The 26,741-nt window shown below is 59.5% G+C and carries 36 protein-coding genes; 21 read left to right on the forward strand and 15 right to left on the reverse strand.

Features of this window, described 5'->3' with window-relative positions; genetic code table 11:
* Window positions 1-33: 33 nt before the first annotated feature.
* Genes GOW09_RS07750 through fliL form a run of 3 tightly spaced genes read right to left on the reverse strand, consistent with a single transcriptional unit; the run spans window position 34 to window position 1,598 of the window.
* Entirely contained in the window at window positions 34-618 is a 585-nt protein-coding gene (locus GOW09_RS07750) for a MotE family protein (protein ID WP_171117103.1), read from the reverse strand.
* Complete coding sequence (locus GOW09_RS07755) at window positions 615-1,091, reverse strand: hypothetical protein (RefSeq protein WP_171117105.1); 477 nt, start codon at window positions 1,089-1,091, stop codon at window positions 615-617. Before GOW09_RS07755 ends, GOW09_RS07750 begins: the two co-directional genes overlap by 4 nt.
* Window positions 1,092-1,100: 9 nt before the next feature.
* Window positions 1,101-1,598: a flagellar basal body-associated protein FliL gene (gene fliL, locus GOW09_RS07760; RefSeq protein ID WP_171117108.1), complete on the reverse strand. Its 498-nt coding sequence runs from the start codon at window positions 1,596-1,598 to the stop codon at window positions 1,101-1,103.
* A gap of 119 nt (window positions 1,599-1,717) precedes the next feature.
* On the opposite strand from fliL, the gene fliF reads away from it, so the two are divergent.
* Genes fliF through fliP form a run of 4 tightly spaced genes read left to right on the forward strand, consistent with a single transcriptional unit; the run spans window position 1,718 to window position 4,905 of the window.
* Window positions 1,718-3,301, forward strand: coding sequence for a flagellar basal-body MS-ring/collar protein FliF (fliF, locus tag GOW09_RS07765; RefSeq protein WP_171117109.1), 1,584 nt, complete (start codon window positions 1,718-1,720; stop codon window positions 3,299-3,301).
* Window positions 3,301-3,897 (forward strand): ABC transporter ATP-binding protein, encoded by a 597-nt coding sequence (locus GOW09_RS07770; RefSeq protein WP_171117112.1) that lies wholly within the window; start codon window positions 3,301-3,303, stop codon window positions 3,895-3,897. Before fliF ends, GOW09_RS07770 begins: the two co-directional genes overlap by 1 nt.
* The gene (locus GOW09_RS07775) at window positions 3,890-4,177 is read left to right on the forward strand and encodes a FliM/FliN family flagellar motor C-terminal domain-containing protein (protein WP_152459423.1); all 288 of its coding nucleotides are present in this window, start codon (window positions 3,890-3,892) and stop codon (window positions 4,175-4,177) included. The genes GOW09_RS07770 and GOW09_RS07775 overlap by 8 nt, the downstream gene beginning before the upstream one ends.
* A complete protein-coding gene (gene fliP, locus GOW09_RS07780) occupies window positions 4,177-4,905 on the forward strand; it encodes a flagellar type III secretion system pore protein FliP (protein ID WP_171117115.1) in 729 nt (242 codons plus the stop codon). The genes GOW09_RS07775 and fliP overlap by 1 nt, the downstream gene beginning before the upstream one ends.
* 103 nt (window positions 4,906-5,008) lie before the next feature.
* Here fliP and GOW09_RS07785 read toward each other — a convergent pair whose 3' ends face one another.
* Both GOW09_RS07785 and GOW09_RS07790 read right to left on the reverse strand, forming a co-directional pair.
* Window positions 5,009-5,608 carry a phospholipid-binding protein MlaC gene (locus GOW09_RS07785; RefSeq protein WP_171117117.1) on the reverse strand — a complete coding sequence of 200 codons (600 nt, stop codon included), beginning with the start codon at window positions 5,606-5,608 and terminating at the stop codon, window positions 5,009-5,011.
* On the reverse strand, window positions 5,598-6,368 hold the full coding sequence (locus GOW09_RS07790; protein WP_171117280.1) for a VacJ family lipoprotein: 771 nt from the start codon (window positions 6,366-6,368) through the stop codon (window positions 5,598-5,600). Before GOW09_RS07790 ends, GOW09_RS07785 begins: the two co-directional genes overlap by 11 nt.
* Window positions 6,369-6,713: 345 nt before the next feature.
* Between GOW09_RS07790 and GOW09_RS07795 the strand changes: the two genes are divergently transcribed.
* Genes GOW09_RS07795 through GOW09_RS07810 form a run of 4 tightly spaced genes read left to right on the forward strand, consistent with a single transcriptional unit; the run spans window position 6,714 to window position 9,456 of the window.
* On the forward strand, window positions 6,714-7,169 hold the full coding sequence (locus tag GOW09_RS07795) for a RidA family protein (protein ID WP_171117119.1): 456 nt from the start codon (window positions 6,714-6,716) through the stop codon (window positions 7,167-7,169).
* On the forward strand, window positions 7,166-7,933 hold the full coding sequence (locus tag GOW09_RS07800) for a glycerophosphodiester phosphodiesterase family protein (RefSeq protein WP_171117120.1): 768 nt from the start codon (window positions 7,166-7,168) through the stop codon (window positions 7,931-7,933). Before GOW09_RS07795 ends, GOW09_RS07800 begins: the two co-directional genes overlap by 4 nt.
* A gap of 45 nt (window positions 7,934-7,978) precedes the next feature.
* Window positions 7,979-9,166 carry a GNAT family N-acetyltransferase gene (locus tag GOW09_RS07805; RefSeq protein ID WP_171117122.1) on the forward strand — a complete coding sequence of 396 codons (1,188 nt, stop codon included), beginning with the start codon at window positions 7,979-7,981 and terminating at the stop codon, window positions 9,164-9,166.
* Entirely contained in the window at window positions 9,163-9,456 is a 294-nt protein-coding gene (locus tag GOW09_RS07810; protein ID WP_152459417.1) for a 4a-hydroxytetrahydrobiopterin dehydratase, read from the forward strand. The genes GOW09_RS07805 and GOW09_RS07810 overlap by 4 nt, the downstream gene beginning before the upstream one ends.
* Here the strand turns inward: GOW09_RS07810 and GOW09_RS07815 are convergent.
* From GOW09_RS07815 to GOW09_RS07830, 4 genes are all read right to left on the reverse strand, one after another.
* Window positions 9,453-9,761, reverse strand: a complete 309-nt coding sequence (locus GOW09_RS07815; protein WP_171117123.1) for a hypothetical protein — start codon at window positions 9,759-9,761, stop codon at window positions 9,453-9,455. The genes GOW09_RS07810 and GOW09_RS07815 overlap by 4 nt on opposite strands.
* 21 nt (window positions 9,762-9,782) lie before the next feature.
* Window positions 9,783-10,130, reverse strand: coding sequence for a hypothetical protein (locus GOW09_RS07820; RefSeq protein WP_254442706.1), 348 nt, complete (start codon window positions 10,128-10,130; stop codon window positions 9,783-9,785).
* Window positions 10,131-10,141: 11 nt separating this feature from the next.
* Window positions 10,142-10,387 (reverse strand): glycine zipper 2TM domain-containing protein, encoded by a 246-nt coding sequence (locus GOW09_RS07825; protein WP_152459414.1) that lies wholly within the window; start codon window positions 10,385-10,387, stop codon window positions 10,142-10,144.
* A gap of 102 nt (window positions 10,388-10,489) precedes the next feature.
* A complete protein-coding gene (locus tag GOW09_RS07830) occupies window positions 10,490-10,975 on the reverse strand; it encodes a peroxiredoxin (RefSeq protein WP_152459413.1) in 486 nt (161 codons plus the stop codon).
* A 99-nt stretch (window positions 10,976-11,074) separates the two neighbouring features.
* Between GOW09_RS07830 and GOW09_RS07835 the strand changes: the two genes are divergently transcribed.
* The 4 genes from GOW09_RS07835 (at window position 11,075) to GOW09_RS07850 (ending at window position 13,770) form a co-directional block, all read left to right on the forward strand.
* Window positions 11,075-12,286 (forward strand): NAD(P)/FAD-dependent oxidoreductase, encoded by a 1,212-nt coding sequence (locus tag GOW09_RS07835; protein WP_171117127.1) that lies wholly within the window; start codon window positions 11,075-11,077, stop codon window positions 12,284-12,286.
* Window positions 12,283-12,840 (forward strand): 16S rRNA (guanine(966)-N(2))-methyltransferase RsmD, encoded by a 558-nt coding sequence (gene rsmD, locus GOW09_RS07840; protein ID WP_171117129.1) that lies wholly within the window; start codon window positions 12,283-12,285, stop codon window positions 12,838-12,840. The genes GOW09_RS07835 and rsmD overlap by 4 nt, the downstream gene beginning before the upstream one ends.
* Window positions 12,841-12,929: 89 nt before the next feature.
* Window positions 12,930-13,565 (forward strand): HAD family phosphatase, encoded by a 636-nt coding sequence (locus GOW09_RS07845; RefSeq protein ID WP_171117131.1) that lies wholly within the window; start codon window positions 12,930-12,932, stop codon window positions 13,563-13,565.
* A 25-nt stretch (window positions 13,566-13,590) separates the two neighbouring features.
* Window positions 13,591-13,770, forward strand: coding sequence for a hypothetical protein (locus GOW09_RS07850; RefSeq protein ID WP_171117133.1), 180 nt, complete (start codon window positions 13,591-13,593; stop codon window positions 13,768-13,770).
* On the opposite strand, the gene map is transcribed toward GOW09_RS07850, so the two are convergent.
* Window positions 13,758-14,570, reverse strand: coding sequence for a type I methionyl aminopeptidase (gene map, locus GOW09_RS07855; RefSeq protein ID WP_152459408.1), 813 nt, complete (start codon window positions 14,568-14,570; stop codon window positions 13,758-13,760). The genes GOW09_RS07850 and map overlap by 13 nt on opposite strands.
* A 269-nt stretch (window positions 14,571-14,839) precedes the next feature.
* Between map and GOW09_RS07860 the strand changes: the two genes are divergently transcribed.
* The gene (locus GOW09_RS07860) at window positions 14,840-15,235 is read left to right on the forward strand and encodes a RidA family protein (protein WP_254442707.1); all 396 of its coding nucleotides are present in this window, start codon (window positions 14,840-14,842) and stop codon (window positions 15,233-15,235) included.
* Window position 15,236: 1 nt separating this feature from the next.
* Here GOW09_RS07860 and sfsA read toward each other — a convergent pair whose 3' ends face one another.
* Window positions 15,237-15,944 (reverse strand): DNA/RNA nuclease SfsA, encoded by a 708-nt coding sequence (gene sfsA, locus GOW09_RS07865; RefSeq protein ID WP_171117135.1) that lies wholly within the window; start codon window positions 15,942-15,944, stop codon window positions 15,237-15,239.
* 50 nt (window positions 15,945-15,994) lie between these two features.
* Between sfsA and GOW09_RS07870 the strand changes: the two genes are divergently transcribed.
* The 4 genes from GOW09_RS07870 to GOW09_RS07885 are packed head-to-tail and all read left to right on the forward strand — an operon-like array spanning window position 15,995 to window position 18,911.
* Complete coding sequence (locus tag GOW09_RS07870; protein WP_171117137.1) at window positions 15,995-16,717, forward strand: molybdopterin-binding protein; 723 nt, start codon at window positions 15,995-15,997, stop codon at window positions 16,715-16,717.
* Window positions 16,714-17,424 carry a GNAT family N-acetyltransferase gene (locus tag GOW09_RS07875; protein WP_152459405.1) on the forward strand — a complete coding sequence of 237 codons (711 nt, stop codon included), beginning with the start codon at window positions 16,714-16,716 and terminating at the stop codon, window positions 17,422-17,424. Before GOW09_RS07870 ends, GOW09_RS07875 begins: the two co-directional genes overlap by 4 nt.
* Window positions 17,425-17,454: 30 nt before the next feature.
* A complete protein-coding gene (locus tag GOW09_RS07880; protein WP_152459932.1) occupies window positions 17,455-18,012 on the forward strand; it encodes a peroxidase-related enzyme in 558 nt (185 codons plus the stop codon).
* Window positions 18,009-18,911, forward strand: a complete 903-nt coding sequence (locus tag GOW09_RS07885; protein WP_171117139.1) for an OmpA family protein — start codon at window positions 18,009-18,011, stop codon at window positions 18,909-18,911. Before GOW09_RS07880 ends, GOW09_RS07885 begins: the two co-directional genes overlap by 4 nt.
* On the opposite strand, the gene GOW09_RS07890 is transcribed toward GOW09_RS07885, so the two are convergent.
* Entirely contained in the window at window positions 18,904-19,866 is a 963-nt protein-coding gene (locus tag GOW09_RS07890) for a sodium-dependent bicarbonate transport family permease (protein ID WP_171117141.1), read from the reverse strand. The genes GOW09_RS07885 and GOW09_RS07890 overlap by 8 nt on opposite strands.
* Window positions 19,867-19,964: 98 nt before the next feature.
* On the opposite strand from GOW09_RS07890, the gene GOW09_RS07895 reads away from it, so the two are divergent.
* Window positions 19,965-20,882 (forward strand): hydrogen peroxide-inducible genes activator, encoded by a 918-nt coding sequence (locus tag GOW09_RS07895; protein ID WP_171117143.1) that lies wholly within the window; start codon window positions 19,965-19,967, stop codon window positions 20,880-20,882.
* Between the two features lie 52 nt (window positions 20,883-20,934).
* Here GOW09_RS07895 and GOW09_RS07900 read toward each other — a convergent pair whose 3' ends face one another.
* The gene (locus GOW09_RS07900) at window positions 20,935-21,840 is read right to left on the reverse strand and encodes a LysR family transcriptional regulator (protein ID WP_152459401.1); all 906 of its coding nucleotides are present in this window, start codon (window positions 21,838-21,840) and stop codon (window positions 20,935-20,937) included.
* A gap of 227 nt (window positions 21,841-22,067) precedes the next feature.
* Here GOW09_RS07900 and GOW09_RS07905 point away from each other — a divergent pair, with 227 nt between their 5' ends.
* Window positions 22,068-22,508, forward strand: coding sequence for a DUF4399 domain-containing protein (locus GOW09_RS07905; RefSeq protein WP_152459400.1), 441 nt, complete (start codon window positions 22,068-22,070; stop codon window positions 22,506-22,508).
* A gap of 100 nt (window positions 22,509-22,608) precedes the next feature.
* Complete coding sequence (locus GOW09_RS07910) at window positions 22,609-23,217, forward strand: LysE family translocator (protein ID WP_171117145.1); 609 nt, start codon at window positions 22,609-22,611, stop codon at window positions 23,215-23,217.
* A 21-nt stretch (window positions 23,218-23,238) separates the two neighbouring features.
* Here the strand turns inward: GOW09_RS07910 and GOW09_RS07915 are convergent, their stop codons facing one another.
* Window positions 23,239-25,266 (reverse strand): NADPH-dependent 2,4-dienoyl-CoA reductase, encoded by a 2,028-nt coding sequence (locus GOW09_RS07915; RefSeq protein ID WP_171117147.1) that lies wholly within the window; start codon window positions 25,264-25,266, stop codon window positions 23,239-23,241.
* Window positions 25,267-25,403: 137 nt separating this feature from the next.
* On the opposite strand from GOW09_RS07915, the gene GOW09_RS07920 reads away from it, so the two are divergent.
* The gene (locus GOW09_RS07920) at window positions 25,404-25,889 is read left to right on the forward strand and encodes an RNA pyrophosphohydrolase (protein ID WP_171117150.1); all 486 of its coding nucleotides are present in this window, start codon (window positions 25,404-25,406) and stop codon (window positions 25,887-25,889) included.
* 35 nt (window positions 25,890-25,924) lie between these two features.
* Here the strand turns inward: GOW09_RS07920 and GOW09_RS07925 are convergent, their stop codons facing one another.
* Window positions 25,925-26,623, reverse strand: coding sequence for a glutathione S-transferase family protein (locus GOW09_RS07925; RefSeq protein WP_171117152.1), 699 nt, complete (start codon window positions 26,621-26,623; stop codon window positions 25,925-25,927).
* Between the last annotated feature and the right edge of the window lie 118 nt (window positions 26,624-26,741).

Consider the following 26,741-nt stretch of genomic DNA (forward strand, 5'->3'; position numbering starts at 1 on the left):
TGAGTTCTGTGCGATACCGGGCAACACGGGGGACTACTCCTGTGGGGCCGAGGCGTTGCGTCCGGCCATGACAACGCTGATCGTATAGGCCGCTTCGGGGCTCAGGCCCGCCAGTACGCCAGCCGCTGCGTCTGCCGGCATGCGGGACAGGAACCCTGCGGCAAAGGTCGGGTCCATAGTTTCAAACAACGCGGCTGTGTCCTTGGGTTTCATGTTCTGGTAAACATCCGTCAGGCGCGCCAGATCGTTCTCTGCCGCCTTGTCCGCAACCGCCAACGTGGCACGCAGGGCATCTTCTGCTTCCTTCAGGGCCGTCAGACGCGTTTCAACGGCCTGGGTTGCGATCTCCAGTGCTTTTTCCTGATCGCGCAATTCAGCCTCTCGCTGTTTGACGCGTTCCTCCCGGCGTAAAAGTTCTGCTAGCACAACCTGAACATCGCGTGTTTCGGACGCGGCGGGCTTGTTTTCCACGGCTTCGGGTGTCGCCGGTTTGGCGAGCGCGGGTCCTGCCTCCAAGCCAACGCGAATGGCTGCCGAGCCGATCATCAGCAATGAGATGACAGCAAGCACACCGCCGCGCGGACGTGTATCGTGTTTGGCGTTGCGCGCAAGGCTCATGCCTGCGCCCCGTTCTGTTTGCGGTCATGGCGGAAGAACATCAGGCCCTCTGGCGCCTTGGGTTGCTCTTCACGCGCACCAGTTTCGGCCGGTTCCGCTGCTTTCTCGTGCTTGGTGCCCTGTTCCTCTTCAGGCTGGGGCTCGTCTTGGACAGGCTTTGCCGTTTCCGGGGCGGCAGTTTCTTCTTCGGGGATGACATCATGCAGAGATGCCATCATCAGCTCCAGGTGCTGAGCCACGGTCTCAGCCCTTTGCGTCAGCGCCTTCAGCTGATCCCCCGATTGATCCGAGGCATTTCGCGCGCTGTCCAGGGATTTCTTCAGCTCTTCTGCCTGGGTCGACAACACGGCCACCGCGCCACCGACGCCTTTTTCAAGATCGGTGAACCGCCTGAGGCGGCGCGACAGCACAAAACAATAAAGACCCGCGCCCAACGCACCGGCGACCAGCAAAATATCCGCAATCAGCTCCAATTCCGCCTCCTAATTCAGTACAAATTCCATCACCAGCACATCGCGAACGCGCCCTTCGCCAACAACAATTCCAATGCGTCGCAGCAGGTGACCTCGGATGCGCGTCAATGCCAGCGAATCCTCCAGGTCCTTCAATTCAACGGCTCGCAGGTATCCGTTCAGGACATCCATGATTCGTGGCTGCATTTTTTTCACATCAGCTATGTACGGCGCGTTAACTTCGAGCTGAGCGTGGAACTTCAAATGTCGCGAATTGCCGGAATTCACCGATACAACAACCGGCGGCAGATCAATGAACCCCACATCCGCCAGCGCTTTGGCAGGTTCCTCTTTCGCCTCGTCCTTGCCGGCCTCAACCGCGGCCTTGCCACCCAGCGGAATCAATCCGGATGACGTCAGGAAATACCCGCCCGCAGCGCCGGCGATGGCAAGAAGCATCCCGATCAGCATTCCCTTTTTCCCTTTTTTCCCGGTGGGTTCCGCCAGTTCGTCGGTTGCGTCGGTCATGACGTCCTCATTCATCAGTTCCGACCCCGTCATAACCGCGCAGGGACTAACCGATTGTTAAGAGCAATCGTCCAAACAGAGGGTGCGTCGGGCAGAATGCCGGCGAGTCGGAGGTGAGCGTGCAGCAGATTGGAACTGTCTGGGCTAATTTGGACAGGCGTAAACAAATCATCGTCGCCGGTGCGGTTGCGCTGGTGTTTCTGGGAATCCTTGGCATGTCGCGCCTCGTGACGGCTCCGTCCATGACGCTGCTTTATGCGGGTCTGGAAAGCGGTGCCGCCGGGGAAATAGTACGCGCGCTGGACCAGCGCGGCGTCACATATGAAATCCGGGGCGGATCGATCTACGTATCCGGCGCGCAGCGCGACGAGCTGCGAATGACCCTGGCCAGCGAAGGCCTGCCCGCAAACGGCAACAAAGGGTACGAACTACTTGATTCGCTAAGCGGGTTTGGCACCACCTCTCAGATGTTCGATGCTGCCTATTGGCGCGCGAAAGAGGGTGAACTGGCCCGGACGATTGTCGGAAGCCCGCATATAAGTCAGGCGCGCGTCCATATTGCCAACGGGACGGCAAACCCGTTTCAGCGCAGCGTGTCACCAACGGCTTCGGTTTACCTCGTGCCATCCGGGACCGAAATTACCGGGGATCAGGCCAAGGCCATCCGGTTCCTTGTTGCCTCGGCCGTCAGCGGCCTGACGCCCGAGAACGTTACGGTGGTTGATTCGCACGGGGCCGTGATTGGCGGGCAGGATACCGCAGCGCCTGCGGACACTGCGGACGACAAGTCGCGCCAGTTGCGGGAACGTGTTCTGCGTCTGGTCGAGGCGCGTGTCGGTACAGGCAATGCCGTGGTCGAGGTCAGTGTGGATACCGAAACCAAGACGGAATCCATTCGCGAGCGGCGCTTTGACCCCAAAGGCCGCGTGGCGATCAGCACGGATGTCGAAGAACGTTCGGACAGCGCCCGAAACCAGTCATCGGATGTCACCGTGGCGTCGAACCTGCCGGATGGCGATGCGGCGGGCGGGGACGAATCGAACTCGACGGCTACCCAGACTCGTGAGCGGGTGAACTACGAAGTCTCCGAGACTGAGTTGGAAGTTCATAAGGCTCCCGGCGCGATCAAGCGCCTGACGGTTGCAGTTCTGGTCAATGGGAAAAGATCAGTGGACGCCTCTGGTGCCGAAGTCTTCACGCCCTTGCCCCAGGAAGAGCTGGCCGCTCTGGAAGAGCTCGTGGCGTCGGCAGTCGGGTACGATGCGGCGCGCGGGGACGTTATCACACTGAAATCCATGGATCTGCCGTCGGTCGAACCACAGGGCACCCTGGTATCGTCGTCGCTCTGGCACAACGTCCATCTGGACGTCATGTCCTTGATACAGATGGCCGTGCTGGCTTTGGTTTCGCTCGTGCTGGCCCTGTTCGTGATCCGCCCGATCCTGACGAATGCGACACCGACACCGGCGCTGCTGGCGGCGTCAGGAGGGGCGGATTCGGATACCCTGGCACTGACAGGTGAAATTGCACCGGAAGAACCGGCAGAGCTCTCGACCCTGCCGGCAGAGCGTGGTGTTCCGGCCCTCGGCTCGAACGCCACGGAGGATCCTGTCGACCGGTTGCGCGCCATGATCGGTGAAAAGCAGGAAGAAACTGTCGAGATCCTGCGCAGTTGGCTTGAAGAAGGTGAGGAGCGGGTGTGATGTCGATTGCCCATCTTCTTGAGGATTTCACCACCCAGACCGGTACGGGGCCTGTTCTGATCTTGAATGAGGACACGCTGGAAGAACAACGGCTTGCTGCCTTCGAAGACGGGTATGGGGCCGGTTGGGAAGATGCCTCGCGGGCGCAGGAGCAAAGCCGCAGCCAGATTTCGGCTGAATTGGCAAAGTCGCTTGAGGATATGTCTTTCACCTATCACGAAGCCATCGCCCGCATGACCCTGTCGTTGGAGCCCATGTTCACCAGCCTGGTTCAGACCGTACTGCCTGAGATGGCCGAGCGCGGCCTTGCAGCCCGCATCGTGGAGCAACTCTGTGAAATGGCGCGTTCGCGGATAGAGCAGCCGATGCAGATTTTGGTGCCGCCGGGTTGTGCCGAGAGTGTCGCAGCGCTGTTGCCGCAAGATCTGCATTCCACTCTTCAGGTGATCGAACACTCTGAACTGGAGCCGGGTCAGGCCCGCCTTCAGGTCGGCACGAGCCGACGTGAGGTTGATTGCACCGCTTTGCTCGCCGCCATCGAACAGACCTTTGACGCTTATGTCTTTGAGACAAGAGAGGCTTTGTCCAATGAATGACACCCAGATCCCGAAATCTGAAAAACCCAACCCCTTCGACTCGGTCCCGATTGAAGTGACCGTTTCCGTTGGTCGTGCGCGCCCATTGATCAAGGACCTGTTGAACATGGGAGAGAATGCCGTGCTGACTCTGGACAAACGGATCGAAGACCCGGTTGACCTCTATGTTGGGGATCAGTTGGTGGCGCGCGGGCTGTTGGAAGAAATGGAAGGCGATCAGGCAGGGCAGCTTGCAGTGCGCTTGACCGAGATTGCGGATTTGCACAACGGAATCGGTTGATGCGCTATGTAATCTGCCTGGCTTTGGTGGCCGTGTTGACGCCCTCACTGGCCGCTGCCCAGGATTTGACCTTGTCCTTGGGCGAGGGCGGGTCGATTTCCGCCCGGACGATCCAGCTGATTCTGCTGATCACAGTACTGAGCATCGCTCCGGGGCTGGCGATCATGATCACCTGCTTTCCCTTCCTGATCACCGTTCTGTCGATCCTGCGGCAAGGGATTGGCCTGCAACAATCTCCGCCCAATATGCTGTTGGTCAGCCTGGCGTTGTTCCTGACCTATTTCATCATGGACCCGGTGTTTTCAGAAGCATGGGCGACAGGGATACGACCGATGATGGAAGAGACGATGGAAGTGGAACCAGCGCTGGAGCGCGCGTTGGAGCCGTTCCGGGCCTTCATGGCGGCCCGACTGGATGCGGACACGTTCTATGCCATGGCGGCTTTGCGCCCCGGTGGTGAGGCTATGGAGTTGTCCGCACAAGCGCCATTGTCGGTCTTGATGCCGTCCTTCATGCTGTCGGAAATCGCACGGGCGTTTCAGATCGGGTTTCTGATTTTCCTGCCATTTCTGATCATCGATCTTGTCGTGGCTGCTGTATTGATGTCGATGGGCATGATGATGGTGCCTCCGGCCATCGTATCCTTGCCATTCAAGCTGGCGTTTTTTGTGATTGCCGACGGGTGGGCTCTGATTGCGGGCGCATTGGTGCGCAGTTACATGCCGTGAGCTCGACATGTAGCCGCGGCGCGCTGAAAAAACAGGCGGTCAGGCGCCTCTGCCCCACTGTTGTCAAAGGCGTAATTCAATGCGTGGCCGCAAGTGAAACGGATCAACCCGTATTTTTCAGGTCCTTGATCAACTGGTCCAGGTTGCCTTTGCGGGCATCCAGCATCGCGCCGATTTCGGTGCGTTCGGTCAGCAACAAATTAACGCCTTCGATGAACATGTTGTAGAATTTTTCACGCCCAGACTTGTCCGAAACGAGGAACGTTACATCAAACGGCGCCGAGCCGCGCAGCTTGACCATTGTGCGTACTTCATATCCGGCCTTGATCTTGCGGGCATTGCGCACGTTGACCTCACCGCCAATGAACTCGCGGAAGCGGCGACCATATTTGCGGGAAATATAGCCCTGAAACGCCTTGGTGAATTGCTTCAACTGGGATGGGGTGGCCGTGCGGGCATCGGCACCGAGGGCATAACGCGCCATGATCGGGACGTCGGCATATTGCACAAAGATCTTCTCGAAATCACGCAGCATCGCATTCTCTGACTTGCCCGATGCGATAACCCTGTTGATGTCGTTGACCACACTGTTGACCAGTGCCTTGGCTGATGCCTCGGTCTGGGCAAATGCGGATTTGGGCAGGACCGCCAAGGCCAGACCAGCTGCGACAAAGCTACGGCGGTTCAACTCGTTATTCAGCATAGGGGTCCTCGTATGGGTCTAAATAGGGGTCCCTGACCGGGTCTGTACCGGTTTCGGCATAGGGGTCGGAATACAAATCCAGATAAGCGTCTTCGTCATCTCTTGCCAGTTCGAAGCGGCGGTTTTGCAGATAGATCAGGCGGGCCTGCGCGTAACTGTCTGCGCTTTCATACAGAATCGAGTCCACGGTATCCGAGAACCGCCCACGATCGCCCATGCGGCGAACGACTTCGGCATAGACGCCCAGATTGTCAGCGGGCCGGACCGGGGTAAAATTGATCGGATTCGAGAACAGGTTGATCACGACCCCGATGGCATCCCTTTGGGTCGACGGGCCATAGAAAGGCAGTTCAACATAAGCCCCTTCACCGACCCCCCAGACATGCAGGGTCTCACCGAAATCAGTATCGACGGGCGGCAGGTTCAGCTCATCTGCGGGCGCGGACAGGCCAAAGCCGCCCACGGTCATGTTGATCACAAAGCGCAGCAGCGCATTGCCCATCTGTTTCGGGTTGCCCTGAAGCAGGTAGTCGACCGCTTGTCCGGGCAGCGAGATGTTTTCGGCGAATGTGCTGAAACTGGTGACCATGGGATCAGGAACGATCTTCACGTACCCTTTCGACGCAGGTCGAAACAGAAACCGGTCAACGCCCAGATTGAACTTGTGAATTCCCCGGTTCGTGTTTTCGTAAGGGTCAAACACGTCGCTGCGTGAGGCGCCCTCGGGCGGTGTCGTTGCACAGGCGGACAGAATGGCCATGAGCGACAGGACAACCAGGTGTTTCAGGCGAAATCTGCTCGACACGATCTTTGCTTCTCCCAAATGCCCGGCATACGTTCTGTCGGGCAAACAATCACAATTCACCAATACTTACTCGCCGGTATGGCACAAGTTCTTGTCACATAGTCGTTTCAGGTCTCAAATGAAACACCTAGCGTGTAACCTGTCCGTCAGGTCCGGGTAAAGCAATTGAGCATCTGCAAGTCATAATAAGTAAAGATATGCTCAGATCGCATGCAAGCCGGAATTTGCCGCATTCCGTCTTTCCACGGCTGTGCTTCCCGGTTAGCGTCCGGCAGAGTCAATCAGGGAAGGACCCTTTCAATGAGCATCGCTGCAAAACTGGAAAGCCTCGGTGTCACGCTGGGCGACGCACCCGCGCCAGCGGCAAATTATGTGCCGTATGTACGTGTGGGCAATATCGTGTACGTGTCCGGCCAGATATCGAAATCAGACGAGCTGATCACCGGCAAGCTGGGCGATGACATGGATGTCGCGGCCGGAGCCGCAGCGGCGCGGGTCTGCGCGATCAATCTGCTGGCACAGGTCAAGGCGGCCTGTGGCGGAGATATCGACAAACTGGTGCGTGCCATCAAGCTGACCGGTTTCGTGAACTCGACCGCAGATTTCACTGCGCAGCCGCAAGTGATCAACGGTGCATCCGACTTTCTGGTCGAAGCGCTGGGCGACGCCGGTCGCCACTCGCGCTCTGCCGTAAGTGCTGCGTCGCTGCCTTTGGGCGTGGCAGTCGAGATCGAAGGCATTTTCGAGATCGAATGATACCGCCCCTGCCAGCTGCGTTTTTGCAGGCCCCGATTGCTCATCGGGCGCTGCATGACGTCTCGAACAACCGCCCGGAAAACAGCCGGGCGGCCATTCGTGCCGCCATTGATGCCGGATACGGGATCGAGATCGACCTTCAGCTGACATCTGATGATCGTGCCGTCGTGTTCCATGATTACGACATGGGGCGTCTGACCGGCCAGCCCGGGCCGATCCGGCAGGTGTCGGCGGCGGCGGCGTCCGAATTGACCCTTCTGTATGGTGATGACGGCATTCCAACGCTTGATGAGGTGCTGGATATGGTCGCAGGCCAAGTGCCGCTGCTGATCGAGCTGAAGGATCAGGACGGCGTTATGGGTATGAATATCGGTGCCCTCGAGCACGACACCGTGCGCGCATTGCAGGGCTATGACGGCCCGGTGGCCCTGATGTCCTTCAATCCAAACTCGGTTGCGGAACTGGCGCGGCTGGCCCCGCACCTGCCGCGCGGCATCACGACTTGCGCCTATGAGCCCAGTGTCGAGCTTCTGCCGCATGACGTCTGCGACACCCTGCGCGACATTCCTGATTTTGAACGTGTCGGGGCCGGTTTCATCAGCCACGAGGCGGAAGATCTTTCCCGCCCGCGCGTGGCCGAACTGAAGGCGCAAGGCGTGCCGATCCTGTGCTGGACCGTCCGAACGCCCGAACAAGAGGCAGAGGCCCGCATTGTTGCCGACAATGTGACCTTCGAAGGGTATCTGGCTGCGCATTCAGCTTGAACCCTGCCGCTTCGGTCACAGATAAAGGGCTGGTGCGGAGGAAACATGGATCAGGCCCAAATCGAAGTTCAGGTCATTGGGTCTCTGTCGCGGATTTCAGCGGCCGAGTGGGATGCCTGCGCCTGCCCCGAGGCCGCCGATGGTGGACGGCCCCTTGATCCCTTCACCACGCATCGCTTTTTGCTGGCGCTTGAGGAAAGCGGCTCGGTCGGGCGCGGTACGGGTTGGCAACCGCAATACCTGACCGCCTTTCTTGACGGGATCCTGATCGCAGCGGCCCCTATGTATGCCAAATCGCACAGCCAGGGCGAATACATCTTTGACCACAGCTGGGCCCATGCCTATGAAAGCGCAGGCGGGCGGTATTATCCCAAGCTGCAAATTGCGGTGCCGTTCACACCCGCCACCGGGCGGCGGTTTCTGGTGCGCCCGGGCTATGACAGGATCGGAATGTCGGCTTTGGTGCAGGGTGCCGTTCAACTGGCGGCCGACAATCAGGTTTCTTCGGTTCACGTGACCTTCTGTACAGAAGCCGAGGCATTGGCGGGTGAGCAGATGGGGCTAATGCTTCGCAGCTCGCAACAGTTTCACTGGCTGAATGATGGCTACGCCGAATTCGATGACTTCCTTGCGGCCTTGTCCTCACGCAAGCGCAAGAACATCCGCAAGGAACGGGCGCAGGCCAATGGCTTTGGCGGTGAAATCCGCACATTGACGGGCGATGACCTGCGCCCGGAACACTGGGATGCGTTTTGGCGGTTCTATCAGGACACCGGGGCGCGAAAATGGGGCTCACCCTATCTGACGCGCCGGTTTTTTGACATCGCACAAGAGACGATGGCGAATGACATGGCCCTGTTTTTGGCTGAACGGGATGGTCATGCCATTGCGGGTGCGCTGAACTTCATAGGCCGCGAAACGCTTTTTGGGCGGTATTGGGGCTGCATCGAACATCATGCCTGCCTGCATTTCGAACTGTGCTACTATAGGGCGATAGACTTTGCCATTGCCCACGGTCTGGCCCGGGTGGAAGCGGGCGCTCAGGGCGAACACAAGCTGGCGCGGGGCTATTTGCCGACGCGCACGCATAGCTTGCACTGGGTCGGCGATCCGGGTTTTGCCGATGCCGTCAAAAAATATCTGGACGCCGAAGGCCGCGCAGTGGGAGAAGAGATCGAGATTCTGACGGATTACGGCCCGTTCAGGAAATCGAACCCGGAGGAACAGCAATGACTGAACTTTTGTCCGCCGAGACCCGTGGCCCGCTGCTGGATCCGCTGTTCAAAAACGGCTGGACCATGGTCGAAGGCCGCGACGCGATCACCAAGACCTTCATTTTCGACAACTTCGTGCACGCATTTGGCTGGATGACGCAAGTGGCGATCTGGGCCGAGAAATGGAACCATCATCCAGAATGGTCCAACGTCTACCGCACGGTCGAGGTGGTCCTGTCCACCCATGACGTAGGCGGCCTGTCGTCACTGGACGCCAAGCTGGCCCGAAAGATGGACAGCCTGTGCTAGCGGTCGTTGCCTGACCCCTGGCCACCGGCAAGCGACGCAGCCGTGCCCATCTGCTTGAATTCCGCAGGTGTGACGGTGCCATCGCTGACATCGATGGACCGTGGGATGCCAGTGGTCTTGTTCCCGATCTGGCGCACGCTGCGCGCCGCTGGGTTGATATCCAGACACCGGTTTTCATAGCAGGTCAGGCCAGACGAATTGATCTGGATGCGGACCTGTCCGTCCGGCCCCGTCACCACGGGAGCTTGCGGAACGTCACAGGCCGCGGCCAGTGCCAAAGCACCCATTCCGATCCATTTCTTCATAGCAAGCTCCTTCAAGCGGGCTTAGTCCAGTTGACCGTTGCCGTTCTGGTCTGCCGCGCCGAAATCTTCATTCATCTGTGCATCATATTCCGACCTTGAGATAAAGCTGTCCTTGTTGCGGTCAACATTTTGGAACTGCTTTATGTCCAGAAACGGCTTGGCCTCGGCCTGACCCAGTGTGCCGTTCTTGTCTTCGTCCATGGCCTGAAACGCATAGTCCGAAAAAGCGTCGAACTCGTCTTTGGACAGGAACCCGTCATTGTTCGCGTCGATGGCATTCAACTCTTTTTCATGCAGCTCGGCCACGGTTTCGGCATTGGTCGCCGAGGTCAGGAATGCAGCCGTGAATACAAAAATCGCCCGTTTCATGTCCAATCTCCTCAGCATGCAAATCTTTGGCCTTCAATGCCACCGGCGGCAGCGCCGGCTGCGGTCAGGATCGTCTTGCCCGATCCGCCGCCGAACTGGTTGCCGATTGCACCGCCGATCAAGGCGCCGCCCAGTGTGCCGCTGAGGCAGGCAATCTCGTGCTGTCGTGCGGCTTGCTGTTGCGGGGTTGGGGCCGGACCGCAGGCTGCCAAAAGCGCTGCGCCGGTCAGGATGGATGAAAATACCTTAAGTTTCAAAAAAATCTCCCCAATTTTGTGCGACGAGTATTCGCGCATTGAGGCAGTGCTTCAAGTTAAATTGGGTTCACGCGGCCCCGGACAGACCGGGGCCGGCCAAATTCAGATCACCTCCAGCAGGCCTTCACCCGCCGAGATCCCGCAGGCACCGGGGTTTTCTTCCAGGTTCAGGGCCGTGATCTTGCCGTCCTCGACCAGCATCGCATACCGTTTCGAGCGCGCGAACAGGCCAACGGGCGGGGCGTCGAAATCCATGCCGATGGCTTTGGTGAATTCTGAGGCCGCGTCTGAAACCATGGTCAGTCCGGCCGCGGTCGCGCCGGTGGATTCACCCCAGGCCTGCATGACGAACGGGTCGTTGACCGACAGGCACATGATCTCGTCCACGCCCTTGTCGTCGAACTGCTTTTTGGTGCGAATGAAGCTTGGCACATGTGCGGTGGTGCATGTGCCGGTATAGGCGCCGGGCACAGCGAAAATGACAACCTTGCGCCCTTTGGTCTTGTCTGAAATCCGAACTTCCTCCGGCCCGTCGGCCCCCATCTGGATCAGTGTGGCTTCGGGCAGGGTGTCTCCTGTTGAAATCATTTTTCAGCTCCTGTCGTTTGGATTTGCAGAATTGGGCTAAGCCGCAATATAGGTGGTCAAATCAGAGAGACCACGGGAAAACTGCAGGGTGGGCAAAGCATGAGCCATATTGTCGTGATTGGCGCGGGTCAGGCAGGAGCGTCCTTGGTGGCGCGGTTGCGCAAGGACGGGTTCGACGGAGAGATTACTCTGATCGGGGCCGAGCCGCATCTGCCGTATCAGCGCCCGCCTTTGTCCAAGGCCTATCTATTGGGAGAGATGGAGCTGGAGCGCCTGTTCCTGCGACCCGAAAGTTTCTATGCCGAAAACAACATCACTCTGCGGCTTGGCCAGCGCGTGACCGGCATCGACCCCAAGGCCAAAACGGTCACTGTTGGGGACGAAGTCATCCTGTATGACGAACTGGCGTTGACCACCGGGTCAGATCCGCGCCGCCTGCCTGCCGCCATCGGAGGCGATCTGGACGGCGTGCACGTGGTGCGCGACCTGGCCCATATTGATGAGATGGAACCCAAAGTGACCGAAGGCGCCCGCGCGTTGATCGTGGGCGGCGGTTACATCGGGCTCGAGGCCGCCGCCGTCTGCGCGAAACGCGGCGTCAAGGTCACCTTGGTCGAGATGGCCGACCGCATCCTGCAACGGGTCGCTGCGCCAGAAACCAGCGCGTATTTCCGCGCGTTGCACAGCGAATACGGTGCCGACATCCGCGAAGGTGTCGGGCTGGATCGTCTGATCGGCGAAAATGGCCGGGTTGTGGGGGCCGTATTGACGGACGGCACGAAGCTGGATGTGGATTTCGTCGTGGTCGGAGTGGGCATCACCCCCTCTACTCAACTGGCCGAGATGGCAGGGCTCGAACTGGATAACGGCATCAAAACCGACGCCCATGGCCGGACCTCTGATCCGTCGATCTGGGCGGCGGGCGATTGCGCCTCTTTCCCGCATGGCGAAGGGCGTATCCGTCTGGAAAGCGTCCCCAACGCCATCGACCAGGCCGAAATCGTGTCGCAGAACATGCTGGGCGCGGCCAAGGAGTATGTGGCGACCCCATGGTTCTGGTCGGACCAGTATGACGTCAAGCTTCAGATCGCGGGCCTGAACACCGGATATGACCGCGTGGTGACCCGCAAGGGCGAGGGTCAGACCGTGTCCTTCTGGTATTACAAGGGCGACAGGCTGATTGCTGTGGATGCGATGAATGATCCGCGGGCATACATGGTCGGCAAAAGACTGATCGAAATGGGCAAGACCGCTGATCCCGAAGTCGTGGCAGACCCGAACGCGGACCTGAAACCGCTGCTCAAGGCGTGAGGATCATTGCCGGAGAATTCCGGGGCCGGGCGCTGGCCTCGGTCGGCAAGGGTGATGCGGGCGCGCATCTGCGCCCCACCACCGACCGTGTGCGTGAAAGCCTGTTCAATGTGCTCAGCCACCAGATCGAATTTGACGGTTTGCGGGTGCTGGATCTGTTCGCGGGAACCGGGGCGCTGGGGCTCGAGGCGCTGTCGCGGGGGGCGTCGCATGTCACCTTCGTCGATGACGGGCGAGTGGCTCAGGGGTTGATACGCAAGAATATCGACCTGACCCGCAGCGCCGACCGTACCGACTTGGTCCGCCGCGATGCGACCCGGTTGGGCGACAATCCCGGCGCGCCTTACGATCTGATTTTTCTGGACCCGCCTTACGGGAAATCCATGGGGCAGAAGGCCGTCGCCGCCTTGGCCAATGGCTGGATCGCGGATGATGCCTTGTTGGTCTGGGAAGAAAACGCCCCGATGCAGGCGCCGGCCGGGTTCACATTGCAAGACAGTCGCAAATATGGCGACACGCATATTTCCTTGATGTGGAAAGGTGTACCAGGCTGAGACGTTCCGCGCGGTTTGGCCGGCGGCCTGTGTTTGCAATGACCGGACAGCTTGGATAGGCCGAGCGCGAGGCACAGCAGGAATCCCATATGCACGATCTTGTCATTTTCGATTGCGACGGCGTTCTGGTGGACAGCGAGGTGATCTCGAACCAGGTGCTGGTGGACAATCTGGCGCATCATGGCCTGCATCTGGCACTGCGTGAATGCATGTCCTTGTTCGTGGGCGGAACCATGGTGGGGGTGCGGGACAAGGCCCGCGCGATGGGTGCCGTTCTGCCCGAAGACTGGATAGATCAGATCTATGCCGAAACCTATGACCGCCTGCGCGCAGGTGTGCCATTGGTCCCCGGTATCGCAGACCTGCTTGCGGGGCTGGATCAAAAGGGTATCCCCTGTTGCGTCGCGTCGAATGGCAGCCCGGACAAGATGAAGATCACTCTGGGTCAGAACGGGCTTTGGGACCGTTTCAAAGACGTGATGTTCTCGGCCCATGTGCTTGGCACCGGAAAGCCGGACCCAAAGATGTTCCGCCTGGCCGCCGAGCACTTTGGCGCAACGGCTCCGGTGGTGATCGAAGACAGTCACAGCGGTGTCACGGCGGCGATCCGCGCCGGCATGCGTTGCCTTGCTTATGCGCCTCATGGCGGCGGCGAAAAGCTGGCGGATCTGGGGGCCGAGGTGATCACGGACATGTCACAGGCGCATGGGGTGTTGGGACTTTGACTCGCGGTTGTGCTAATGTGCCCGCATGGACCGCACCCTGACACCTTTTGCCTGGACCTTTTCCAGTGACACCGAAGCCTCAACTGGCCCCGAGCGCAAACCTATGCGCGCGCCGGCCTTCATCCACGACGCGGTTACGCCGTGGGGGGCTGAAACGATGCTGCTGAAACTTCTACGTGAGCAGGCCGCTGATCAGGACGAATAAGTCGGGTGAAATTTGCCAGCGGGTGACAGGGTAAAGATATCGACCCCATCCGAGGTGACGCCCACCGAATGTTCGAACTGTGCCGACAGCGATTTGTCGCGGGTCACGGCTGTCCAGTCATCGGCCAGAGTCTTGGTTTCGGGACGACCCAGATTGACCATGGGTTCGATGGTAAAGAACATACCCTCTTCCAGCACGGCACCGGTGCCCGGGCGACCATAGTGCAGCACGTTCGGTGGCGCGTGAAACACACGACCCAGACCATGACCGCAGAAATCACGCACGACGCTCATCCGATGTGCTTCGACGTAGGACTGGATGGCATGGCCGATGTCACCAAAGGTATTGCCCGGCTTGACCATCTCGATGCCCTTGAACAGCGCGTCATGGGTCACCTGGATCAGCCGCTCCGCCTTGCGCGGCAGCTTGCCCGCCACATACATGCGTGAGGTGTCGCCAAACCAGCCATCGACGATGACGGTGACGTCGATATTCAGGATATCGCCGTCCTTCAGCTTTTTCTCACCGGGAATACCGTGGCAGACAACGTGGTTCACGCTGATGCAGCTGGCGTGCTGATAGCCTTTATAACCTATGGTGGCCGAGGTCGCACCGGCGTCTTCGACCATCTGCGTGATCAGCCCGTCAAGTGCGCCGGTGGTTTGACCGGGAAACACATGTTCTGCAATATCATCCAGAATCCGCGCCGCCAAAGCCCCTGCCGCGTGCATCCCGGCAAAGTCACCTTGTTCATAGATGCGAATGCCGTCCTTGGTCAGGCGGCCACGATGCTCTTTCATCGACGCTAAGCTCCAAATGTTGCGCGCAGCATTCCTTTTACGCTGCTTGTGCAGAAAGTACCAGAGGGCGAGTGTTCAGACTGCGTAAACCATGCGGGAAACTTGGTTCCGTTGGCTCAGGATTCAAGAGTAGGGGCTGCATTGCAGCATCTCGGACCCCACCGCCTCGACCGCAATCCGTACGGCTACTGGCTTGGACTCTTTTCACGGCAGGCGGATCAGTATCTAATGATTGCACTTTTTCTTGAGAAAATCAGGGAACCGGATGCATGTCACAGAAACGAGAATTGATCTCTAACGGAAACCCCATGGAAAGCATCGTTGGGTTCAGCCGAGCGGTTCGGGTCGGGAACTTCATCGCGGTCGGGGGAACCGCACCAGTCGATGCTGAGGGCAACACAGTGGGTGTCGGCGATGTCTATCTGCAAACCAGACAGTGTTTCGAAATCATCAAAGATGCGCTTGAGCGTGCCGGGTCAGGGCTGCGCGATATTGTCAGAACGCGTGTCATCCTGACCGAAATCGAAAACTGGAAACAGGCGATCGAAGCCCGAAAGCTGTATTGTCTGGATGCTCGCCCTGTAGATACTATCATGGCCATCGAACGATTTGTGAGTCCCGAGTGGCTGGTCGAGATAGAGGTTGATGCTGTCGTTTCGGACTGACTCAGCCGGCCAATATCCTCACCTCGGTCTGCACCCAAACCCCCGACGGCGTTATCCGCGTCCCGCAAACGATCCGTTCCACCCCCTGCGCCTGCGCGACCTCAAAGGCCGCCGCATAGGCCGGATCAATATCTGCGGCCAGCGCAAACCGGTCGCAATCGGTTCGCTGAACCAAATACAGTATGATCGCCCGGTGCCCTTGTGACGCCATCGCGGCCAACTCGCCCAGATGCTTGGTGCCACGGGCTGTGACGCTGTCGGGAAACTCGGCCAGTCCGGGCTGGCGTGACAGTGTCACGCTTTTCACCTCGACATAGGCATCCGGCAGGCCCGGCCCCGTCAGCAGGAAATCGATGCGGCTGTTGCCGCCGTATTTCACCTCGGGCCGGACGGTGCCATAGGCGGCCAGTTCGGGAATCTCACCGGCTTCCAAAGCAGCCCGCAGCGCCCGGTTCGGGACCGAGGTATCGACCCCGGTAAAATGCTCGTTTTCATGATCCACCAGCCGCCATCCGAATTTCAGCTTTTTCTTCGGATCGTCGTTGGGTTCCAGCCAAATCTTTTCGCCGGGCTCGGCCAGCCCCATCATCGACCCCGGATTGGCGCAATGGGCCGTTACCTCACTTCCATCCTCAAGCCTGCAATCAGCCAGAAAGCGTTTGTAGCGGCGGATCAGCCGGGCGGGGACAAGAGGGGTTTCAAATCGCATGGTTCAGGGCCTATACCTGCCCCTGAGGACGATCAAGAGGGGACAGTGCCATGGCCAATCCAACCGCAGCGATGCTGGTGATCGGGGATGAAATCCTGTCGGGTCGCACCCGCGATGCGAATATGCATTTTCTGGCGCAGGAACTGACCAAACACGGCATCGACCTGAAAGAGGTCCGCATTGTCAGCGATGACGCCCCTGCCATTGAAGCGGCCGTCAAAGCGCTGTCCGACGCCTATGACAATGTCTTCACCAGCGGCGGCATCGGCCCGACCCATGACGATATCACGGCCGATTGCATTGCCCGCGCATTCGACACACCCATTGATGTGCGCGATGACGCGCGCGCGCTGTTGCAGGCCCATTACGACAAATCCGGGCTGGAACTGAATGCCGCCCGCCTGCGCATGGCGCGTATTCCGGACGGGGCGACGCTGATCGAAAACCCGGTTTCGACGGCGCCCGGGTTCACGCTTGCGAATGTGCATGTCATGGCAGGTGTGCCGTCGGTTTTTCAGGCGATGGTGGCGAGCGTGTTGCCAACATTGACCGGAGGCCGCCCTTTGCTGTCGCAAACTCTGCGTGTGGACCGCGGAGAAGGTGATATCGCCGCAACCCTGGCGGCCTTGGCCGAAGATTTCAGCGACCTGTCCATCGGGTGCTACCCGTTTCAGATCAACGGTGCCTTCGGGGCCAATGTGGTTGTACGCGGCACCGACGGGGGCCGGATCGACGCGGCCACCACCCGCCTGGCGAAAGAGCTTGAGCTTTGAGCAATAACTGGGCGGAAATAGTCGACGGAACCTGGCCCGCCGCACGCTATCAGCGGCTTGGCCCGTTTCTGCTGCGTGAGGGGCAGGGCGGAGGGTCGCGCGTGTCTGCGGCCAGTGCATTGGGCCCGGCCGATGAAGACGATATCGACGCCGCCGAGGCCGCGATGCTGGCCATGGGGCAAAAACGCATCTTCTGCCTGCGGCCCGGGGATGAAGCCCTGGATGCAATGCTGGCCCAGCGGGGATACGACATTCTTGACCCGGTCAACATATATGTCTGCCCCGTCTCTCGGCTGATCGATCAGCCGATCCCACCGGTCATGGTGTTTTCAATCTGGGAACCGCTTGAGATCATGCGCGAAATCTGGGCCTCGGGCGGGATCGGACCCGAGCGGATCGCGGTGATGGAACGTGCCAAGGGCCCCAAGACAGGATTTTTGCTGCGTCACAACGACAAACCCAGCGGAGTGGCTTTTGTGGCGATGCATGCAGACACTGCGATGGTCCACGCGCTGGAAGTGTTGCCCGAACACCGTCGTCAGGGGCTGGGCCACTGGACCATGCGCGCGGCGGCATTCTGGGCGCGTGATCACGGTGCGCAGAACCTCAGCGTGATCTGCACCAAGGCCAATGAGGGCGCCAACGGTCTTTATCGTGCGCTCGGGATGGAGATCGCGGGCGAATACCATTACCGTCATCTTGTCTGAACCGAAGAGGCCGCCGTGACACAAAAAGACATGCCTACCGCGCTGAACCTGCCCATGGTCGATCCGCTGCCGCCGGAAACGCAGAAATACTTTGATATCTGTGTCGAAAAACTGGGCATGGTGCCGAATGTGCTGAAAGCCAACGCATTCGATATCGACAAGCTGAACGCCTTCACCGCGATGTATAACGACCTGATGCTGGCTGACAGCGGGCTGACCAAACTGGAACGCGAGATGATCGCGGTCGTCGTTTCGTCGATCAACAAATGCTTCTACTGTCTGGTCGCCCATGGGGCGGCTGTGCGTCAGCTTTCGGGCAATCCGCAACTGGGCGAAATGCTGGTGATGAACTATCGCGTCGCCCCGCTGGAGCCGCGTCAACGGGCGATGCTGGACTTTGCCGCAAAGATGACTACCGCCAGCGCCGAGATTGAAGAGCCCGACCGCCAGCGCCTGCGCGATGCAGGCTTTTCCGACCGCGACATCTGGGACATCGCCAATGTCGCCGGGTTTTTCAACATGTCAAACCGGGTCGCCAGCGCGACGGCGATGGTGCCCAACGAAGAATATCACGCACAGTTTCGATGATCCGCGCCGCCGCCCTTGTTGCCCTGCTGATGACAGGGCCTGTTGCCGCGCAGGACCTGACCCTGCCGGCCAGTGCCCGACAGATCAGCGACCGAACATCGCCACTGGACAGCTATGATCTGCCGACGGGGCCTTATGCAAATGGCTCGGTTCCCGCAGAAACACTCGAAGGGCGCGTGGAACGCTATACGTGGCGGCTTCAGGCGGGGTCGAGCACGACATTGCAGCTGCTGGCACCGTTGCGGGATCAGATCGAGGCGCAGGGCTACAAGATCCTGTTCGAATGCGACGCGCGGGTTTGCGGTGGTTTCGACTTTCGCTTTGGCACCGAGGTCGTGCCAACCCCGGACATGTATGTCGCCATTCAGGATTACCGGTTTTTGTCGGCCACCAAGGGGCCGGTTGCCCTTAGCCTGCTGGTCAGCCGCAACCCGCCGGATGGCTATGTGCAGATGATCCGGGTCACACCCCAGGACGCGCCGGGCCCGGACCCTGTGGTGGTAGAGCAAGCCGTGGAAGGCTCGGTCGGGGTGTTGGAGGCCTTGGCGACAACGGGCCACGTGATCTTGGATGACCTGCATTTTCCGACGGGCGAGGTTGCCCTGGGCGAAGGGCCGTTTGACTCGCTAACCTTGCTGGCCGGATACTTGACCGCCAACCCGAACACACGCCTGGCGTTGGTGGGGCACACTGACGATACCGGTGCCTTACAGGCAAATATTGCGGTCAGCAAAAGCCGGGCCGAGGCGGTGCGAACCCGCCTGATCGATGCGCATGGCGTGGCACCCGACCGGATCGAAGCGCAGGGTGTTGGCTATCTGTCTCCGCTCACATCGAATGCAACTCCGGAAGGGCGCGATCTCAACCGTCGGGTCGAAGCCGTATTGCTGGTCAACTGACCCACCACAGGTACAGCGGCAATCCGACGGTGATGTTGAACGGAAACGACACCCCCAGCGACAAGGTCAGATAGATCCCGGCCTCGGCCTTTGGAAGGGCGATCTTCATCGCGGCGGGAACCGCGATATACGAAGCCGAGGCTGACAGCACCATGAACAGGAACAAGCTGCCCTGTGGCAGGCCGATCAAGGCACCTACCGCCCAGGCCATAAATGCGCCGATCAGGGGCATCAAAACACCAAAGGCGAACAGGCCAACCGACAGCTTGTCTCGGTTGCTGATCAAGCTGCGCCCTGCCGACAAGCCCATATCCAGCAGAAACAGGCACAGAATTCCGGTGAATGGCGTCACGATGAAGGGCGCGATCATCTGCATGCCTTCACCACCGGTGATGGCTCCGATCAGGAAGGCACCGGTAAGCAGCACGATCGAGCCGTTGGCCAGCAGATCGCGCCACAGCTTGTCATCCTTAACGCCATTGCTTCCGGTCTTGTGCGCCAACCAAAGCGCCGACAGGATTGCAGGCACCTCCATCGCAGCCGCAACGGCCACCATGAATCCGTCATGGGTCAGCCCCACCAGATCCAGCAAACTGGTAGCTGTAACAAAGGTGACGATCGAGATCGAACCATAGTGCCCTGCCACGGCCGCCGCGTTCAGCGCATCCAGCCGTGTCATCACCCTGAGCAGGCCAAAGGCCACGAAGGGGATGGCAAAGGACAAGGCGACACCGCCCAGCAGCGTCAGGAAAAGTTGCAGGTGAATGCCATGCGCGGCAAGACTGGCACCGCCTTTGAACCCGATGGCCAGCAGCAGGTAAAGCGACATGAACTTGGCCGCGCCCGCCGGAATGGACAGGTCACTGCGTACAAAGGCCGCCAGAAGCCCAAGGGCAAAAAACAGTATGGTCGGCACCAGCAGGTTGCTGGACAGTGTCTCGATCACTCCGGGCATAATTGACTCCTGATCCCTCGTTTTCGGGTTAGGTGCCTTGCAAAACTGATTTCGCCAAATACTATCTTTCTAAGTTATAAATAGTTTTAGGCTATGTAATGCGCCCGACATTACGACAGTTGGAATACATCGTTACGGTCAGTCGCCTTGGGCGATTCAGTTTGGCAGCCGAGGTGCTGAATGTCAGCCAGCCCAGCCTGTCGACGCAAATTGCGACTGTAGAACAAGAGCTTGGCGTTCGGATCTTTGAGCGTAACCGTGGTGGTATCCAGATGACGGCGAAGGGAGAAGAGTTCATCTTGCGCGCACAGAAGATCCTGGCAGAGGTCAAGGACCTGCGCCACGCCATGTCGAACGATATGCCCGTCGGAGGACGATTGCGACTGGGGGTTTTGCCTTCGATCGGGCCTTATCTGTTGCCGCAAGCCATCAAACAGGTGCACCGGATTCGCCCCGGATTGCGCATTGCGGTGCGCGAGGAAAACACACTGGATCTGGAACAGGGTCTGAAATCCGGTCGCTTTGATCTGATATTGTCCACGCCCGAAGACCATCCGAATACCGTGCAACACCGGTTGTTCAACGAACCTCTTTGGGTCGCGGTTGCCGTCGATGACGTTCTGGCGCGGGATTTGCAGGGTGTCAGTGCCACCGATCTTCAGAACCGGATCTTCCTCACCCTGGATCAAAGCCACCGCCTGTCGCGCATCGTCTATGCATTGGCGGCGGAATGCGGTGGGGTTGTTTCGGATGAGTATGAAGGCACGACGCTTGATTCCATTGTTCTGATGGCGGCTTCGGGTGTTGGTGTTGCGGTACTGCCTGATCTTTATGCTCGCAGACAGGGGATCTACCGCGACGAGGTGCGCTTGCGACCGCTGTCCATCGCCAATGCAAATCGCGATATCGCCCTGTTGGCACGCAGTTCCGAAACCCCACCGCCGGGTCAGAATGTGCTGACGGACAGCTTGCGCACTTCCGCCCGGTCCATGGGACTGTCAGTAATCGACCCGTAAAAAAAGGCCCGCACTTTTACATGCGGGCCAAAGGTTGGTCTTCAGGGAGAAATTACCAGTCCATCGGACCCTTCCCGTGGAAGGAATCAACGAGGAAATCGATGAAGGCCCGCACTTTGGGTTGCGTAAAGCGGCCCGGCGGGTAGACAGCGTAAACGCCTTGAACTTCGTCAGGCAGGGACGGCATTGCATCGACAACCAGCCCGGCCTTTAGGGCTTCAGCGTAAAGATAGCTGGGCAGATATGCGATACCCAGGCCGGAAACCGCTGCGTTCAACAGGGATTGGCCATCATTGACACTCAACCACCCGGCGGTACGAACCTGACGTTTTTCGCCGGATGGCGCGGTCAGTTTCCAGACATTGCCCGAGGATTGGCTGGAATAATGCAGCAGCTTGTGTTCGTTCAGATCATCGATCTTCTGCGGCCGGCCGAACCTTTCGACATAACTGGGCGCGGCGACCATGCGTTTGACCGTCTCGGTCAGTTTGCGGGCGCGCAGTGTACTGTCTTCCAGCTCACCAATACGCACGGCCACGTCAAATCCTTCGGAAATCAGCTCGACATAGCGGTTGTTCAAAACCATGTTCACAGTGATGTCGGGGTAGGCTGCAAGGAACTCGGACAGAACAGGTGACAGGTGATTGACGCCGAAATCCGTGGCAACGCTGATGCGCAAAAGACCAGACGGGGCCGATTGCATTGACGTGACCAGTGAATCCGCTTCTCCGGCATCATTCAACACGCGCCGCGCGCGGTCATAATAGGCCAGCCCGATTTCCGTTGGTGAAACCCGGCGCGTGGTTCGGTTCAACAGCCGCGCTCCCAGGCGCGCCTCAAGGCTTGATACGTGTTTGGACACAGCTGATTTGGAGATGCCCATCTTTTTGGCCGCATCGGTGAAGCCACCCTGGTCCACCACATTGGCGAAGGCTTCCATTTCGGTCAGTCGGTCCATACTCGTTCCCCAGATCTTGATTTCCGTCCTGACTATGGCGCTGAATCTGGGCGGAAACGGGGCAGACATGGGATAATATCAGGGATTTGAATCGGATCGTTTGCGTATGGGAAACGTAGAAACAGTGGTTTCCAAACTCGCCTCAGGCATTGTGATGCTGTGTTTTTCAGACAATCGCGCTAAGATCTCACATTGAGAATGGCATTTTTGTGACCAGGGAGGAGATCATGAGAACCTTTTTCGCCATTGCTGCGCTTTGCCTTTCGGTGGGCTTTGCGCATGCCGGAGGAGAGACCCCATCGAATCCTGATGCAAAGGTCTATTTCGTCAACCTGTCGGATGGCGATACCGTGCAATCACCGGTCACGGTTGTCTTTGGCCTAAGCGGCATGGGCGTCGCGCCCGCCGGAACCGAGAAAGAAAACACCGGGCACCACCACCTGTTGCTTGACCGTCCCCCGCTGGGTGAAGGCGAGGATGGCGCGGATGAGTTGGCAAATGGTTTGCCCGCCGACGATAATCACATGCACTTCGGAGGCGGTCAGACCGAAGTAACGCTGGATCTGGCGCCGGGCCAACACACCCTGCAATTGGTTCTGGGCGACGCCGGGCATGTGCCGCATTCCCCGCCGATTGTATCCGAGGTTATCACGATCACCGTGGAATAGCCGCAGGTCGTTGAAACCGTCCGTTCGGTTCATGTGATGGAAAGGCATTTACATTTTCGGCGCACTTAGTGAATCTGCCTGCATTTGCAGGGGGGTAATAATGTCGCTGGAATTCTTCGTCACATCATTGATTGTTGTTTTGCTGCCGGGTACCGGCGTCATCTATACTTTGGCTGTCGGTCTTGGGCGCGGGTTTCGCGCAAGTCTCGCCGCAGCCTTCGGATGCACACTTGGGATCGTTCCGGCGGCCTTGGCCAGCATCATCGGACTTGCAGCCTTGCTGCACACCAGTGCCGTCGCGTTTCAACTCATCAAATATCTTGGCGTCTTGTATTTGTTCTACATGGCATGGGGTATCCTGAAGGACGGCGGTGCCATGGATGTCGCGGCGGAGAAATCCGCAAAAAGCGACTTTGGAATTGCCGTGACAGGAACGCTGATCAACGTTTTGAACCCAAAGTTGTCGCTATTCTTCCTGGCCTTTCTGCCTCAATTCCTGCCGGCGAATGCAGCAAATGCAGGAATAGAGCTGGCCAAACTGGCGCTGGCCTTCATGGCCATGACATTTGTTGTTTTTGTCGGGTATGGGGCATGCGCCGCACTGGCGCGGGACTATGTGATCCGGCGCCCTGCTGTGATGGCGTGGATAAAGCGGTGTTTCGCAACCGCTTTTGGTGCCTTGGGTGCAAAGCTCGCGCTGTCGGACTGAAGACACTCTGAACGAGTGGCTTCAGAACTCCGCGGCAAGGCGTGTGCCCTGATTGATTGCGCGTTTGGCGTCCAGTTCCGCGGCCACATCCGCGCCGCCGATCACATGCGGGGTGATCCCGCGTTCGATCAGCGCGTCGGCCAGCGACCGCTCGGGCACCTGTCCTGCACACAGAACGATCGTATCCGCCTTGATGACGGTCGGATCGGCGCGCTCTTCTCCGAACGAGACATGCAGCCCCTCGTCGTCGATGCGTTCATAGTTCACGCCGCCCACGAAGCTGACATCCTTCATCTTCAGCGTGGCGCGGTGGATCCAGCCGGTGGTCTTGCCCAGCCCCTTGCCATGCGCCTGCTTCTTGCGTTGCAACAGCGTGACCTGCCGCTTGGGCGCCTCGGGCTGCGGGCCTTCGGGCGCCAGGCCTGCGCGGTGCTGCTCGGGGTCGGCGACGCCCCATTCCTTCATCCACAAGGGCAGGTCGGTGGTGGGCGAATGGCCTTCCTCCAACAGGTATTCCGACACGTCGAAGCCGATGCCGCCCGCGCCGATCACGGCCACCGATTTGCCCACCGGGGCCTTGTCGCGCAGCACGTCGACGTAGTTCACGACATTGTCGCTGTCCTCGCCCGGGATCTGCGGGTCGCGCGGGTTGACGCCCGTGGCGATCACCACCTCGTCGAACCCGACCAGATCGTCGGCGCAGACTTTGCGGCCCAGTTCGACCTTGACGCCCAGATCGTTCAGCATGGTGCGGTACCAGTCCACCAAGCCCCAGAACTCTTCCTTGCCCGGCACCTGCTTGGCCATGTTCAGCTGGCCGCCGATCTCGTCGGCTTTGTCAAACACGGTCACGTCATGGCCGCGCTCCGCCGCCGTCATCGCCGTGGACAGGCCCGCCGGCCCCGCGCCCACGATGGCCACGCGCTTGGGCGTGGCGGCCTTTTCGATCACCAGCTCGGTCTCGTGGCAGGCGCGCGGGTTCACCAGGCAGGAGGTCAGCTTGCCGCTGAAGGTGTGATCCAGGCAGGCCTGGTTGCAGGCGATGCAGGGCGCGATCCTGGCCGAGTCACCTACCATCGCCTTGGCTACGAAATCCGCATCCGCCAGCATCGGCCGCGCCAGAGAGACCATGTCGGCACAGCCCTCGGCCAGCACCTGCTCGGCCACTTCGGGCGTGTTGATCCGGTTCGAGGTGATGACCGGAATCCCCACCTTGCCCATCAGTTTCTTCGTCACCCAGGCAAAGGCCCGGCGGGGCACCGATGTGGCGATGGTCGGAATCCGCGCCTCGTGCCAGCCGATGCCGGTGTTGATGATCGTGGCCCCGGCCTTTTCGACCGCTTGCGCCAGTTGCACCACCTCTTCGAAGGTCGAACCATTGGGTACAAGGTCGATCATCGACAGCCGGTAGATGATGATGAAATCGGTGCCCACCGCCTCGCGGGTGCGGCGCACGATTTCCAGCGGCAGGCGCATCCGGTTCTCATAGGACCCGCCCCAACGGTCTGTGCGCTTGTTGGTGTGGGTCACCAGAAACTGGTTGATGAAATACCCCTCGGACCCCATGATCTCGACCCCGTCATAGCCCGCCTTTTGGGCCAGCACGGCGGCGTTCACGATGTCGCTGATCTGTTTCTCGATGCCGTCCTCGTCCAGTTCGTTGGGGGGGAAGGGCGAGATCGGCGATTTCACCGGGCTGGGCGCCACGCATTTCGGCCCATAGGCATAGCGGCCCGCATGCAGGATCTGCATCGCGATCTTGCCGCCCGCCTGATGCACACGGTCGGTGACGACGGAATGGTTTGCCACATCCTTGTCGCTGGTAATCATTGCAGCCCCCGGCAGGACCGAGCCTTCGAGGTTCGGCCCGATGCCGCCCGTGACCATCAGCGCCACGCCACCGCGCGCGCGGTCGGCATAGAACTCGGCCACCCGGTTCCAGTCGCCGGTTTCCTCCAGCCCGGTATGCATCGAGCCCATCAGGACCCGGTTCTTCAACGTGGTAAAGCCCAGATCCAGTGGTGCCAGCATGTTTGGGTACACAGTCATGGCAAAACTCTCCCTCCTGAATTTGCGTGATAGATTGACGTTCGCGTAAACTTTGTCACGCGAAACCCCACGTCACCCTCTTTGCTGTTGCGCCGGTGATTGCTAGAGGTGGGCGAAACAACACGATGAGGCCGCGCATGACCCCCGAAGAAATTGCCAAACTGCCCTATCGCCCCTGCGTCGGGCTGATGCTGATGAACGATCAGGGCCAGATCTTCGTCGGCCAGCGCAACGACCGGTTCGAGGACGCCTGGCAGATGCCACAAGGCGGCGTGGACAAGGGCGAAGACCCTCGTGATGCGGCCTTGCGAGAGCTGTTGGAAGAAACCGGTGTAACCGGTGATCTTGTGGAAATCGTGGCCGAGACCGAGGGCTGGCTGCCCTATGACCTGCCGCATGACATCGTGCCCAAGATCTGGAAGGGCCGCTTCCGCGGGCAGGAGCAGAAATGGTTCCTGATGCGATTTCTAGGAACCGACGACCAGATCGACATCGAAACAGACCACCCCGAGTTTACCCGCTGGAAATGGCAGGACCCCGAGCGCCTGATCGCCGAGATCGTGCCCTTCAAACGCGAGGTCTACGAGCGCGTCATGGAGGCCTTTCGTGGGTATCTGCGCTAAATAAGGCTGTCGTAATTCCGCGCCGGGATCCCGGCTCAGGCATTCTGTTTTTCGTAGACAGGCGTGCCGTCGGGCTCATAGCCGATGACCCCCGGTTCCCACCACCAAATCGGGTTCGCCTTGAAACTGCCGCGCGCATCCAGCCGGTCGAGCAGCGCCGAAACCTTGCCGTACCGGTCCAGCTCCAGATCCACCCCAAGCGGCCTTGCCTGCACGAAACGCACATGGGCGGCCAGAAAGATATCCTGCATCGACAGGTAGCCCGGCACGAAACCACACTCGCCGGTCAGCCGGTCTTCCAGCCAGCCCAGGATATGGGCCAGCTTCTCGGCCGACCGCTGAAGATGCGTGTTCTGGCCCACGCTCACGCAGGACCACTTCATTTGCGAGATGGTCGTGGCCGCATAGCCGAAGGTTTGGATGGTCGAGAACACCAGCTTGTCCTGCCACTGCGCGTCCCCGGGCCGAAAGGCAAAGGGCGCCAGTTTCGGCGCGGCCTGCGGCCTGTCCGGATAGGTCGACAGCAGGTATTCGACGATGGTGCCGCTTTCCCACAGCACAAGATCGCCGTCCCAAAATGTCGGCACCTGCAATGTCGGAGTAGCCTGCGCACGTTGCTCGGCGCTGGGCGTGGTGATTTCCTCTCGCCTTTCGTAATCCAGCGAAAGTTCGTCCAGAACGATCCTGACCGCCCTTGCAAATGGCGATCCCGTCGTGAACAGCAGTGCTCTCATGACGGCCCCCTTTTTTGATGCGAAAAACATAACGCCGTCAGAGCTAGCCCTGCCAGCGAAAAAGGGGCGTCGCGGCCCGGTGTTCAGGCCGCGCTCGCAGGGTCGAGCCGAATTTTTT

It is taken from the genome of Ruegeria sp. HKCCA5463, from assembly GCF_013034175.1.
Classification (GTDB): Bacteria; Pseudomonadota; Alphaproteobacteria; order Rhodobacterales; family Rhodobacteraceae; genus Ruegeria.